9 protein-coding genes and 1 pseudogene are annotated in these 13,663 nt (G+C 67.9%); 6 read left to right on the top strand and 4 right to left on the bottom strand.

From position 1 onward, the window contains the following. Positions 1–38: 38 nt before the first annotated feature. Entirely contained in the window at positions 39–1,661 is a 1,623-nt protein-coding gene (locus OXG83_05765) for a long-chain fatty acid--CoA ligase (GenBank protein ID MCY3964520.1), read from the bottom strand. 76 nt (positions 1,662–1,737) lie between these two features. Here OXG83_05765 and OXG83_05760 point away from each other — a divergent pair, with 76 nt between their 5' ends. The 6 genes from OXG83_05760 to OXG83_05735 all read left to right on the top strand — a co-directional run bounded on the left by OXG83_05760 (position 1,738) and on the right by OXG83_05735 (position 9,296). After that, complete coding sequence (locus OXG83_05760; GenBank protein MCY3964519.1) at positions 1,738–3,288, top strand: hydantoinase B/oxoprolinase family protein; 1,551 nt, start codon at positions 1,738–1,740, stop codon at positions 3,286–3,288. A gap of 93 nt (positions 3,289–3,381) precedes the next feature. After that, positions 3,382–5,253, top strand: coding sequence for an acyl-CoA dehydrogenase family protein (locus OXG83_05755; GenBank protein ID MCY3964518.1), 1,872 nt, complete (start codon positions 3,382–3,384; stop codon positions 5,251–5,253). 18 nt (positions 5,254–5,271) lie between these two features. Next, positions 5,272–6,735: a 30S ribosomal protein S12 methylthiotransferase RimO gene (gene rimO, locus OXG83_05750; GenBank protein ID MCY3964517.1), complete on the top strand. Its 1,464-nt coding sequence runs from the start codon at positions 5,272–5,274 to the stop codon at positions 6,733–6,735. Between the two features lie 20 nt (positions 6,736–6,755). Beyond that, positions 6,756–7,694 carry a bifunctional riboflavin kinase/FAD synthetase gene (locus tag OXG83_05745; protein MCY3964516.1) on the top strand — a complete coding sequence of 313 codons (939 nt, stop codon included), beginning with the start codon at positions 6,756–6,758 and terminating at the stop codon, positions 7,692–7,694. 17 nt (positions 7,695–7,711) lie between these two features. Beyond that, on the top strand, positions 7,712–8,041 hold the full coding sequence (trxA, locus tag OXG83_05740) for a thioredoxin (protein ID MCY3964515.1): 330 nt from the start codon (positions 7,712–7,714) through the stop codon (positions 8,039–8,041). Between the two features lie 22 nt (positions 8,042–8,063). Beyond that, positions 8,064–9,296 carry a M24 family metallopeptidase gene (locus OXG83_05735; protein ID MCY3964514.1) on the top strand — a complete coding sequence of 411 codons (1,233 nt, stop codon included), beginning with the start codon at positions 8,064–8,066 and terminating at the stop codon, positions 9,294–9,296. Here the strand turns inward: OXG83_05735 and guaB are convergent. The 3 genes and pseudogenes from guaB to secA form a co-directional block, all read right to left on the bottom strand. Continuing rightward, complete coding sequence (guaB, locus tag OXG83_05730; protein ID MCY3964513.1) at positions 9,293–10,774, bottom strand: IMP dehydrogenase; 1,482 nt, start codon at positions 10,772–10,774, stop codon at positions 9,293–9,295. The genes OXG83_05735 and guaB overlap by 4 nt on opposite strands. Before the next feature lie 54 nt (positions 10,775–10,828). Continuing rightward, positions 10,829–10,951 (bottom strand): SEC-C metal-binding domain-containing protein, encoded by a 123-nt coding sequence (locus OXG83_05725; protein ID MCY3964512.1) that lies wholly within the window; start codon positions 10,949–10,951, stop codon positions 10,829–10,831. 237 nt (positions 10,952–11,188) lie between these two features. After that, positions 11,189–13,663 (bottom strand): annotated as a pseudogene (gene secA, locus OXG83_05720) (preprotein translocase subunit SecA).

The following is a 13,663-nucleotide window of genomic DNA, read 5'->3' as shown; positions in this document are numbered from 1 at the left end:
CGCCAGCGTTTCAGCGGCGCTCGCTGGCGGGTGAACGATCAGCCGACGACTTCGAGTTCCCCGTCCCCATACCGCGCCCGCAGCACCTTCTTGTCGAACTTGCCGACGCTCGTCTTCGGCACCTCGTCAATGAAGGTCCACCGCTCGGGCACCCACCAGCGGGCGACCCGGTCAGCCAGGTAGCTCCTGAGTTCGCCCGGATCGGCCTCCGCGCCGTCGCTGAGGACGACGCAGGCGAGGGGCCGCTCGTCCCAGCGGTCGTCGGGGACGCCGACCACGGCGGCTTCGGCGACCGCCGGATGGCCCATCAGCTCGTTCTCGAGATCGACGGAGGAGATCCACTCGCCGCCGGACTTGATGACGTCCTTGGCCCGGTCGGTGATCTGCATGAAACCGAACTCGTCGATCGAGGCGACGTCGCCGGTCCGGAGCCAGCCGTCGTGGAACTTCTCGGGATCGTCGTCGAGGTAGTACGAGCCGGTGATCCACGGGCCGCGGATCTCGATTTCGCCGACCGCCTCGCCGTCCCAGGGCAGGACCTCGCCGGCGTCGTTCGTGATCCGGACTTCGACGCCGGAGATGATGCGGCCGGTCTTGACCCGCCAGTCGACCTCCTCGTCGCGCGGGGTACCGCGCGGGGGAATCGCCATCGCCGCGAGGGGCGAGGTCTCGGTCATTCCCCAGCCCTGGATGATGTCGACGCCGAAGCGGTCCCGGAAGCCCTCGATCAGGGAGCGCGGGACGGCGGAACCGCCGCACAGCACCGCGCGGAACGAGGAGAAGTCCACCTCGTGGTTCTCGGAGTAGCGCAGGACGTCGTTCCAGATCGTCGGTACGGCGCCCGAGAGCGTGGGGCGGTGCTCGGCGATGATCCGGCAGAGCGGTTCGGCCTGGAGGAAGGGACCGGGCATCACGAAGTCGGCGCCGGTGAACCAGCCGACGTGGGGAAGGCCCCAGGCGTTCGCGTGGAACATCGGCACGATGGCCAGAATGCTGTCCTTCTGGTTGATTCCCAGCGCGCCGCCGGAGGCGACGCCCAGGGCGTGCAGGAAGGAGGATCGGTGGCTGTAGGCGACGCCCTTCGGGTTGCCGGTCGTGCCGCTCGTGTAGCACATGGCGCACGCCGCCCGCTCGTCGATCTCGGGCCAGTCGAACGCGGTGGGTTGGCCGGCAATCAGGTCGTCGTAGCGGTGAATGGCAGCCCCACCGGCCTCGAGTGGAGAGGCATCGCCGTCGCCGACCACGATGAAGTGCTCGACCGTGGTCAGGTCGGCCGCCACCTGTCCCAGGAGCGGCACCAGGGAGTCGTCGACGATCACGACGCGGTCCTCGGCATGGTTCGTGACGTAGGTCAACTGTTCCGGGAACAGGCGGATGTTCAGGGTGTGCAGGACGGCCCCCATGCAGGGGATGGCGAAGTAGGCCTCCATGTGCTCCTGGTTGTTCCAGGCGAAGGTGCCGACCCGGTCGCCCGGCTCGATCCCGAGATCCCTCAACGCGTGGGCGAGTTGGGCCGCATGGGCCGCCACTTCGGCGTAGGTGCCGATCCGCGCGCCGTCCGCGGTGCAGGTGATCACGCGGCTGTCCGCGTACACCCGGCGGCCGTGATCGAAGATCATCCTGATCGTCAGCGGGTAGTCCATCATCGTGCTGAGGGTCATCGCGGCGCTCCTGCGGTCGGGAAGGACGGGAAGCGGTACCTTAGCGACTTTGGGTAGCCCCGCGTAGACTGCGCCGATGGACCCGGTTCGGCTGGAGCTGTTCTCCAATCGGTTCGCCGCGATCGCGTCCGAGATGGGCGTCATGCTGCAGCGGACCGCGATGTCGGTCAACGTCAAGGAGCGGCTCGACTTCTCCTGCGGGATGCTCGACGCGGACGGCCGGCTGCTGGTCAACGCGCCCCACATCCCGGTGCATCTGGGCGCCCTTGGCGAGTGCGTGCGCGGAGTCGCGGCCGAACTCGATCTGGCGCCGGGCGATGTCGCGGTGACGAACCATCCGGGCTACGGTGGCTCCCACCTGCCGGACATCACGGTCATCGCTCCGGTGCATGTCGAGGGACGGCTCATCGGCTACGTCGCGAACCGGGCCCACCACGCCGAACTGGGCGGTATCAGGCCCGGCTCGATGCCGCCGACGGCGGCGAACCTTGCGGACGAGGGCGTCGTCATCGCGCCGCAGTACTTGGTGAGGAGGGGAGAGCCGCAGTGGGATCGGATCGAGTTGCTGCTGAGCCGGGGCCCGGCACCGTCCCGTTCGGTAGAGGAGAACCTCGCCGACCTTGGCGCGGCGGTGGCCGCGAACCGCCGCGGAGTGGCGGCTCTGCGGCAGCTCGCGAAAGGCCACGGCGAGGACGAGGTGCGCCGCTACATGACGGCGCTCTACTCGCGCGCGGCCGATCGCATGCGGGTGGCGCTCGACGAGCATGCGGAGAGCACCGGCCGCCAGGTCTTCAGCGCCCGCGAACGGCTTGACGACGGTTCGCCGATCGAGGTCGAGGTGACGGTCGACCGCGGCTCGGCGCGCATCGACTTCACGGGCAGCGCCGCGACGCACCCGGGCAATCTGAACGCCACTCCGGCGATCGTGAGGAGTGCCACCATCTACGTCCTCCGTCTGCTGATCGGCGTGCCGCTGCAACTCAACGAGGGGCTGCTGGAGCCGGTGGAGATCGAGATCCCACGGGGCATGCTGAACCCGGAGTTCCCGGCCGATCCGAGGCAGTGTCCGGCCGTGGTCGGGGGCAACGTCGAGACGAGCCAGCGGGTCGTGGACACGCTGATCCGGGCACTGGGTCTGTGCGCCTGCGGGCAGGGAACGATGAACAACACCCTGTTCGGCGACGACACGTTCGGCTACTACGAGACGGTCGGCGGGGGAGCCGGGGCCGGGCCGGGATTCGCGGGCGCCAGCGGCGTGCACACCCACATGACGAACACGCGCATCACCGATCCCGAAGTGTTGGAACACCGGTATCCGGTCCGCCTCGAGCGGTTCTCCCTGCGCCCGGGTTCGGGCGGCGCGGGTCGCTATCCGGGTGGCGACGGCCTGGTACGCGAACTGCGGTTCCTGTCGCCGCAGCAGGTCTCGGTGCTCGGTCAGCACCGGGTGGAACAGCCGTACGGCATGGACGGCGGTGAGCCCGGCACCACCGGCCGAGCACGTATTCTGCGTGCCGCGGGCGGCGTGCGGGAACTGACCTCGGTCGATCAGGCCGACGTCGAGCCGGGCGACCGCCTGGTCCTCATGACGCCGGGCGGCGGCGGCTGGGGTCGGGGCGAAGGCTGACCGGCGGGGCAGCTGCCGCCGCCGGTTACAATGCGCGCGTCCCGACGAGTCGGGCGACCCTTAGCCAGCAAGCACCAAACAGGAGCCGAGTCGATGAGCCAGCAGAAGGTTCAGGTGAGCGAAGAGAAGGCCCGCGCGGTCGCCGAGGCGTCGCGCCAGAAGGAGTGGAAGAACCCCTCCTTCATGAAGGAACTGTTCCTGGGCAACTTCCGCTTCGACCTGATCAGTCCCTATCCCACGCGCGAGGAATGGCGCCCCGAATTCGAGTCCTTCTACTCGGCGCTGACGGACTTCCTGCGTGACGAGGTCGATCCGGTCGAGATCGACGCGTCGGAGGACTATCCCGATCACGTGATCGACGGTCTTGCCCGGCTCGGCGCGTTCGGCATGAAGATCCCCACCGAGTACGGTGGGCTCGGGTTCGACCAGGTCGAGTACGCCCAGGTGATGGAACTGGTTGGCGCCTTCGACGGCAACCTGACCGCGCTGCTGTCGGCTCACCAGTCGATCGGGGTGCCGCAGCCGCTCAACCTGTTCGGCACCGAGGAACTCAAGCGGAAGTACCTCCCGCGGTGCGCTTCGGGCGAGATCTCGGCCTTCGCGCTGACCGAGCCGGAGGTCGGTTCGGATCCGGCCCGGCTGTCGACCACCGCCGTTCTCGACGGCGATTTCTACGTGCTGAACGGCACTAAGCTGTGGTGCACGAACGGCACGAAGGCCGGCCTCCTGGTGGTCATGGCGATGGATCCGGCGACCGAGAAGATCAGCTCCTTCGTCGTCGAAACGGAGTGGGAAGGGGTCACGGTGGAGCGCCGCTGCCACTTCATGGGGCTCCGGGCGCTCGCCAACGGGATCATCACGTTCGACAACGTGAAGGTGCCGAAGGAGAACTTGATCGGCAAGGAGGGGCGCGGCCTGAAGATCGCCCTGACGACGCTGAACGACGGTCGCCTCTCGATCCCGAACAGTTCGGTGGGCGCCGCCAAGTACTGCCTCAAGGCGGTGCGGGAGTTCGGCAGCAGCCGGATCCAGTGGGGCGTGCCGATCGGCAAGCACGAGGCGATCGCGCAGAAGATCTCGGATATCGCGGCCTACGGCTTCGCGATGGAGGCAATCGTCAAGCTGGCAAGCCACATGTCGAACGACAAGCGGCTCGACCTGCGGCTCGAGAGCGCGGCCTGCAAGGAGTGGAACACCTGGCGCGGATGGCAGATCATCGACGAGACGATGCAGGTCCGCGGTGGCCGCGGCTACGAGACGGAGTCCTCCCTGCGCGATCGCGGCGAGGACCCGGTAGGCATCGAGCGGATGATGCGCGACTTCCGGATCAACCGCATCTTCGAGGGTTCGAGCGAGATCATGCACCTGATCATGGCCCGCGAGGCGGTGGACAGGCACCTGCAGGTGGCGGGCGCGCTGATCGACAGGCGCGCGGGCTTCGGCACGAAGCTGGCGGCGCTGCCGAAGATCGGCCTGTTCTACGCCTGGTGGTATCCGACCCGGTGGCTTGCATGGGGGCGCTGGCCCCGATACGCGGGCTACGGCCGTCACGCCCGGCACCTCCGCTTCATCGACCGGGCGGCGCGCAAGCTGGCGCGCGAGAGTTTCCACGGCATGTTGGTCTACCGGGAGAAGATGGAGCGTCGCCAGATGTTCCTGTTCCGGCTCGTGGACGTGGTCAACGAGCTGTTCGCCATGGCCGCTTCGATCTCGCGGGCCCATACCGAGGCGCAGGGAGGCGTCGAGTCGGCCGAGCGGTCCGCCGCGCTGTCCGACCTCTTCTGCCGCATGGCGCGGCGACGGGTGAAGCAGCTCTTCCGCGAGCTGTGGCACAACGACGACGCGCTGAAGTACAAGACAGCGCAGGAAGTGATGAAGGGGCGGCACGTCGGACGCGAGGAGCTTCTCGCCGACATCGATCCGGCGGGACGCGCTCCGCGCCAGGCGGCGGCCGCCGCTTCGTAGCGACGCGTCGTAGGGAACGTGACGAGCCCCCGAAGGAGGGTGGAGCCCGGCGCCTCGTCCGGCGCGGCCGGGCCCGGGCGTTCAAGCGTCGGCCTGGTCAGCCTCGGCTGCGCCAAGAACCACGTCGACAGCGAGATCATGCTCGGGGCACTGGACCGCCAGGGCTACCGGCTGGTCGCGGATCTCGACGAGGCCGACACGGTGATCGTCAACACCTGCGGGTTCATCGACGAAGCCAGGGAGGAATCGATCGACGCGATTCTGAACGCAGCGGCCCGCAAGACCGACGGTGCCGCGCCCGTCAGGCAGCTTCTCGTGGCGGGGTGCATGGCCAACCGGTACGGCCACGAACTTCAGGCCGAGATCCCGGAGATCGACGGTTTCATCGATCTCGATTCCCTGCGGCAGGCAGGCGATCTGGTGAAGCTCGGCGGCGCGCCGCCGGCCCGGCCCTCCGCCTCGCACCTGGTGTTCGATCACCGCGACAGCCGGCTGCTGACGACCTCCGGCTACGCCTACCTCAAGGTCGCGGAGGGGTGCAACAACCCGTGCACCTTCTGCGCCATTCCGGTCTGGCGGGGCCGGCTGCGCAGCCGCGAGATCGACAGCCTGGTGGCGGAGGCGAGAAACCTTACCGGGCGCGGCGCCCGCGAGCTGGTGCTGGTGGCCCAGGACACCACGCGCTACGGCGAGGACCTCGGCTACGGGAGGCACGGCCTCGTGCGGCTGGTCGAGGCGCTCCTCGCCGGCACGGACGCGGACTGGATCCGGTGCCTCTACGCCTACCCGACCACACTGGACGACGACCTGTTGCGGCTGATGGCGAGTGAGCGGCGGGTGGCGTCCTACCTCGACATGCCCCTGCAGCACAGCGACCGCCGGATGCTGCGCGCCATGCGCCGGGGCGGCACGGCGGAGCGCTACCGGCGGATCTTCGCGCGGGCGCGGGAACTCGATCCCGAGGTCAGTCTGCGCACGACCTTCATCGTGGGGTTCCCCGGCGAGGACGACGCGGCCTTCGAGGACCTGCTCGAGTTCGTTTCCGAGGTCCGGTTCGATCACCTGGGGGCTTTCGTCTACAGCCGCGAGACCGATACGCCGTCGGCGGCGTTGCCCGACCAGGTGCCGCGCGGCCTGGCCGAGGAGCGCCGGGAACGGTTGCTCGAGCTGCAGCGCGAGGTCTCTCTGGCGCGCCGCCGGCGTTTCGTCGGCAGGACGGTGCCGATGCTGGTCGAAGGGCCGTGCGAGGAGACCGAGCACCTGCTCTGTGCCCGGCACCAGGGGATGGCGCCGGACGTCGACGGTCGGGTGCTGATCAACGACATCGTCACGGCCGGTTCGGGGAGCGGAGACGGCGAAGCGTCGCTGGCCGACGTCGCGGCCGGCCGGATGGCGGAGGTCGAGGTGACCGATGCGTTCGCCGACGATCTGGTGGGCCGCGTGGTCGCCGCTCGGCCTGTCACAGCCTGGGCGAATGCCTGATGCAGGCGATCCGGGATGCCATGACGTCGACCGAGCTGCCGCGCGGGGTGATCGCCACGATCGGCAACTACGACGGCATTCACATCGGCCAGCAGAGCGTGCTCGACATGGTCACCGGCCGCGCCCGGGAGGTCGGCGCGCCGTCCGCGGTGATCACCTTCGACCCCCATCCGCTCAGCGTCGTTCGTCCGGAGGAGGCGCCGCCGAGGCTGGTGACCCAGGACCAGAAGGAGGCTCTGCTGGCGTCGGCGGGCGTGGACTACGTGCTGACGATCCGTTTCTCGCACGAGTTCTCCAACACCCGGGCGCGGACCTTCGTGCGCGACTTCCTGCACGGCCAGCTCGCCGCCCTGGAGCTCTATGTCGGCTCGAACTTCACCTTCGGCCGCCGGCGCGAGGGCAACATGGCGCTGCTCAGGGAGATGGGAACGTCCTGCGGCTTCGTGGCGGTGGAGATCGACGAGGTGCGTTCCGGGGGCGAGCGGGTTTCGAGCAGCCGGATCCGCAGCCTCGTGCTGGAAGGCAGGATCGCCGAAGCGAACGATCTGCTCGGACGTCCGTACACGATGACGGGCACGATCGCGCGCGGTGACCGCATGGGCCAGCGGCTCGGCTGGCCGACGATCAACCTGGCCCCGGACAACGAGCTCTACCCGCACAACGGCGTGTACGTGACCAAGGTGTACTTTCCCAGCTTCGAGGCGACGTTCCGGTCGGTGACGAACATCGGCACCAGGCCCACCGTCTATGAGAACTACCGGCGGGTCATCGAGAGCCACATCCTCGACTTCTCGAGCGATGTGTACGGCGAGCGCGTGGACCTGTCCTTCTGCCGGCATCTGCGCGAGGAGAAGCTGTTCTCGTCGATGATGGACCTTTCCGCGCAGATCGGACGTGACGCCGACGCCGCGCGGGAGTACTTTCGCCGTCTCGAGAGTTCCACCAACAGACCCAACTGAACGAGGGACCCAACCCCATGACAAGCGAACAGATCTTCAACGTGGACAGTCAGAGCTTCGAGGAGCAGGTACTGGGTGCGGACAGTCCGGTCCTGGTCGACTTCTGGGCCACCTGGTGCGGGCCATGCCGCATGGTGGCGCCGATCCTGGACGAACTCGCGGACGAGTATGACGGCCGGGTACGGATCGCCAAGCTGGACGTCGACCACGCCCAGGACGTGGCCGCTCGCTACGGCGTACAAGGCATTCCGCACTTCATCCTGTTCAAGGATGGCGAGATCCTGGGCCGCATGACCGGCGCCGCGCCGAAGATGCGGTTCGAGGCCTTCCTGAACGATCACGTCTGACCTTGGACCTGGCGCCGGTGGGATGACCTGGCCGCGCAGCGAGCTTCTGGGGGCGCTTCTTTCCGAGGAGAAGGCTGAGGCACTCGTCGTCTTGGCTGGGTCGAGCCGTGACCCGGACTTGGCGCCCTTCGTCGGAGGCGCGCGCCTGGGAGATGCCTGTGTTGTGGCGCATGGAGGTGGCGCTCATCTCGTGTACTTCACGTCGATGGAGCGAGAGGAGGCCGCTCGGGCGGAGGCGCAGGGCGTCGACCTACTTCACCCGGCCGATTTCGGGATGGAGGCGCTTCGTCGCGACGGCAAGAGCCGCGAGGAGATCCTCTCTGCCGCGGTGAACTCGGCCTTCGAGCGTGCCGGAATCGGGGCTGGCAGGGTAGTCCTCGCCGGGCGACCACCTGCCGGATCCGCTCTGGCCTTGGCTCGAATGCTTGAGAAAGGGGGTCGGCAGCCAGTCTCTGGCCGGGGCCTGATGCTGGCGCTGCGCCGGAGCAAGACACGGAGGGAGATCGACGGAATCGCCGCCGCCGCCCGTGCCACGGTGGCTGCCTTCAGGTCGCTGGCGGAAATGCTGGCCGCTAGCTCGGTTCGCGAGGACGGCGAACTTTGGTTGGAGGAAGAGCGTTTGACTGTAGCTCGGGTCAAGGCGGGAGCCGCCGCCGTGTTCGCCGGCTACGGTCTCGAACAGCCGGAGAGCTCCATCGTGGCCCCGGCGGAAGAGGGGGCCACGGGTCACAGCACTGGTACGCCAGATCGGGTGCTGCGGGCTGGCGAATCCGTGGTTGTCGACCTTTTCCCGCGTGGCCTGCTGTTCGCCGACTGCACGAGGACATTCTGCGTCGGCCAGCCGCCGGGGGACCTGGCGCGGGCGCACGGCCTGGTGCTGAAAGCGCTTGGCAAGAGCCTCGACGAGGTTCGACCCGGCGTGCGGGGCTGGACCCTGCACGAATGCGTTTGCCGCCTGTTCGAGAACGAGGGCTTCGCGGTGCCCGACAAGAACCCGGGCACACAGACCGGCTACTTCCACCTGCTGGGCCACGGTGTCGGCTACGAGCTGCACGAACTCCCCAGCTTCCGAAAGACCGGACCGGGCACGGAGGAGTTTCGGACCGGCGACGTGGTGACGATCGAACCCGGGCTCTACGACCCGGAAGCCGGATGGGGCGTGCGGCTCGAGGACCTGGTGGTTGTGACCGGGGACGGCATGACGAATCTCACGCCCTTGCCCTACGATCTCGATCCCCGCGCCTGGTCGCCCTAGCTCCGGTCGACCCAGTAGTTGGGCGACTCCTTCGTGATCACCACGTCATGCGCGTGGCCTTCCTTCTGGCCCGCGGCGGTGACCCGGACCATGCGGGCCCGGGTTCGCAGTTCGCCGATGCTGGCGCACCCGGAGAGGCCCATGCCGGACCGCAGGCCGCCGGTCAGTTGGGCGATCACCTGGTGGACGCTGCCCTTGTGGGGGACCATGCCTTCGATGCCCTCGGGCACCAGCTTCGAGAGCGGCTCGTCGTCGGACTGGAAGTACCGGTCGGCGCTGCCCTCGGCCATCGCGGACAGGGAACCCATGCCGCGGTAAGCCTTGTAGCTTCGCCCCTGGTAGAGGATCGTTTCGCCGGGGCTTTCCTCGGTGCCGGCGAGCAGCGAGCCGACCATGACGCTGTGGGCGCCGCAGGCCAGCGCCTTGGTCAGATCGCCGGAGAAGCGGATGCCGCCGTCGGCCACGATGGGCACTTCTCCTGCTTCGGAAGCGGCGTCGCGGATCGCCGTGACCTGGGGCATGCCGGCACCGGTAACGACGCGCGTGGTACATATGCTGCCCGGTCCGATGCCGACCTTGATCCCGTCCGCGCCGCGTTCGGCGAGGGCCCGCGCACCCTCGGCGGTCGCCACGTTGCCGACGAGAAGCTGGGCTTCCGGGAGCGCTTCGCGGATTCGGACCAAAGCACTGAGCACGCCGCGGCTGTGGGCGTGCGAGGAGTCCACGACGAGCACATCGGCCTGGGCCGAGGCCAGGGCCTGCGCCCGTTCCAGGTAGTTGCCGGCCGTGCCGACCGCAGCCGCCACCCGCAGGCGGCCGAGGTCGTCCTTGCAGGCGATCGGGTACTCCATCATCTTCTGGATGTCCTTGACGGTGATCAACCCCTTCAGGTTGCCGTCGTCGTCCACGACCAGCAGCTTCTCGATCCGGTGGCGGTGGAGTTCGGCCTTGGCCTGGTCCAGGGTCGTTCCCTCGGGAACCGTGACCAGGTTCTCGTGCGTCATCAGCTCGGACACGGGAAGGCTCGTGTTCGTCTCGAACCGCAGGTCGCGGTTGGTCAGAATACCCACCAGGTGCCCCTCGCGGTCGGTGACCGGGACGCCGGAGATCTTGTAGCGGGCCATCAGGTCGAGCGCTTCGTGAATGCGCTGCTCGGGCCGGATCGTGATCGGGTTGACGATCATGCCCGCCTCGGAGCGCTTGACGCGATCGACTTCGGTGGCCTGGGCTTCGATGGAGAGGTTCTTGTGGATCACGCCGATGCCCCCCTCCTGGGCCAGGGCGATCGCCAGCTCGGCCTCGGTCACGGTGTCCATCGCGGCCGAGATCAACGGGATGTTCAGCTCGATGCCGCGCGTGACGCGGGTGCCGAGGCGAACGTCGTTCGGATGCACCTCCGACAGGCCCGGGGCCAGGAGGACATCGTCGAAGGTGAGGGCAAGTGCGGGGGTGTCACCCCCGGAATCCGACGTTTCCATGCCGAACGCTATCAGCCACGACTCGCGATGTTCGCGTTTCGGTCGCGCTGACTCCTAGACGGCGACCGGCGCGCCGCAGCACTTCTTGTACTTCTTGCCGGAGCCGCATGGACAGGGAGCGTTGCGGCCGACCTTGGCCTGCCCGCGGACGACGGTGCGCGGCTTCTGGGGCCGCATGGGTGGTCCGGTGGGGCCTTGCGGCGGCGGGAAGCCGCCAGGCGCAGGACTTGGGGGGCCGCCGGAGGGCATTCCGGGAATGCCCGGCATGCCGGGGCCGGGGCCAGGCTGCGGTCCGGCGCCGGCAGCGGGCAGGCCGAGGGCGCTGGGGTGGCGAAAGCTCATGCTCTGCGGGCCGAGCGCCCGGCGGCGGCGTTCGAGTTCCGCGATCTCCTCGGCGGAGACCGGGCGCAGCCGGAACAGATCCTTGATGATCGTGTCCTCGGTCCGCTCCTTCATCTCGGTGAACAGCTCGTAGCTCTCGCGCTTGTACTCGTTCTTCGGATCGCGCTGGCCGTAGCTGCGCAGGCCGATTCCCTCCTTCAGGTGGTCCAGGGCGAGCAGGTGGTCCTTCCAGGCCGCGTCGACCACGCGCAGCATGTGGTGGCGTTCGGCGGCCCGAACCGCATCGGCGCCGTGCGCTTCCTCCTTCTCGTTGTAGCTCCGCTCGGCGGCGCTCGTGATCGCGTCCTGGAGCTCCTCGGTACCCATCTCCTCGAGCGGTTCTCCCAGATCCGCCTCGTCGAGATTGAAGTACGCCCGGATCTCGGAGCGCATCTCGTCGATCTTCCAGTCGCGCGGGTCCAGGTTCGCGGGGCAGTGCCGCTCGATCACGTAGTCGACGACGTCGCGGGCGATCTTCATCACGTAGTCGCGCCCCTCGCGGCCGAGGAGGATGTCGCGGCGCAACTCGTAGATCGCTTCGCGCTGCTTGTTCATCACGTCGTCGTACTCGAGGAGGTTCTTGCGGATCTCGAAGTTCCTGCCCTCGACCTGCGTCTGGGCCCGCTCGATCGCCCGGTTCACCATCGGTGCCTCGATCGGTACCCCCTCCTCCATGCCGAGCCGCTTCATCAACGCCTGGACCCGATCGGACGCGAAGATCCGCATCAGGTCGTCCTGCAACGACAGGTAGAAGCGGGAGGAGCCGGGATCGCCCTGGCGGCCCGAGCGGCCGCGAAGCTGGTTGTCGATACGACGGGATTCGTGCCGTTCGGTGCCGAGGATGTGCACGCCGCCGGCGGCGACGACTTCCTCCCGTTCCGCCGCGCACAACTCCCGGTAGCGGGCGAGTGCCTCGGCGAAGCCGTCCGGGTCTTTACTCTCATCGACCTCGGCCAGGGCCAGTTGCTCGGGATTGCCGCCGAGGACGATGTCCGTGCCGCGGCCGGCCATGTTCGTGGCGATCGTCACCGAGCCGCGACGGCCGGCCTGGGCCACGATCGCCGCCTCGCGTTCGTGGTACTTCGCGTTCAGGACGACGTGCTGCACCCGGTTCTTCTTGAGCAGGCGGGACAGCATCTCGCTGTTCTCGATCGAGACGGTGCCCACCAGGACCGGCTGGCCGTTCTCCTGGCACTCCTGGATCTCCTCGACCACGGCGTTCCACTTCTCGGGCGCCGTGCGGTAGACGAGATCCGAGCGATCGTCGCGGATCATCGGTTCGTTGGTCGGCACGACGACCACGTCGAGGTCGTAGATCTGACTGAACTCGCCGGCTTCGGTGTCGGCCGTTCCGGTCATGCCGGCCAGCTTCTCGTACATGCGGAAGTAGTTCTGGAACGTGATCGTCGCCAGGGTCTGGTTCTCGCGTTCGATCCGAACGCCTTCCTTCGCCTCGACCGCCTGATGCAGACCGTCCGACCACCGGCGGCCGGGCATCTTGCGGCCGGTGAACTCGTCGACGATGACGACCTGACCGTTCTCGATCAGGTACTCGACATCCCGTCGGTAGAGGTGGTGCGCGCGCAGTCCCTGGTTGACCGCGTGCAGCACATCCATGTTCTCCATCTCGAACAGGTTGCCGATACCGAGGAGTTTCTCCACCTTGGCGCCGCCCTCGTCGGTGAGGGCCGCCGTGTGCGCCTTCTCGTCGCAGATGAAATCGCCGGTCGTGTACTTCCGGTCGCCGTCGCGAATCTCCTCGCCGCGCTCGAGCTTGGGGATGATCCGGTTGACCAGCGTGTACTTCTCGGTCGACTGCTCGGACGGGCCCGAGATGATCAGGGGTGTTCTCGCCTCGTCGATGAGGATCGAATCGACCTCGTCGACGATGGCGTAGTGGTGGCCCCGCTGGACCATGGACTCCAGCGTGAACTTCATGTTGTCGCGCAGGTAGTCGAAGCCGAGTTCGTTGTTCGTGCCGTAGGTGATGTCCCGGCCGTAGGCGTGCTGGCGTTCCTGGTCGGTCAGGCCGTGCTGGATGACGCCCACCTCGAGACCGAGGAACCGATAGATCTGGCCCATCCACTCGGCGTCGCGCCGCGCCAGGTAGTCGTTCACCGTGACGACATGGACGCCGTTGCCGGCGAGGGCGTTGAGGTAAACGGGCAAGGTGGCGACGAGGGTCTTGCCCTCGCCGGTCTTCATCTCGGCGATCTTCCCCTGGTGGAGGACGACGCCGCCCAGCAACTGGACGTCGTAGTGCCGCATCCCCAGGGTGCGCCGTGAAGCCTCGCGCACCGTGGCGAAAGCCGGAACCAGCAGGTCGTCCAATTCGGCTCCCTGGTCGAGTCGGGCTCGGGCCTCGCCGGTGCGGGCCCGCAACTGATCGTCCGTGAGTGACTGGAGCTCCGGTTCGAGCGCGTTGATCGCCTCGGCGAGCGGCTGGAGCCGCTTCAGATCGCGGTCATGCTTGCTGCCGAAGATCCTGGTGATCGTTTTGGAGATCAT

The sequence above is a fragment of the Acidobacteriota bacterium genome (assembly GCA_026707545.1).
Taxonomy (GTDB): Bacteria; Acidobacteriota; Thermoanaerobaculia; order Multivoradales; family Multivoraceae; genus Multivorans.
Note: the sequence above shows the minus strand (reverse complement) of the source record. Positions and strands in the feature narration are given on the sequence as shown.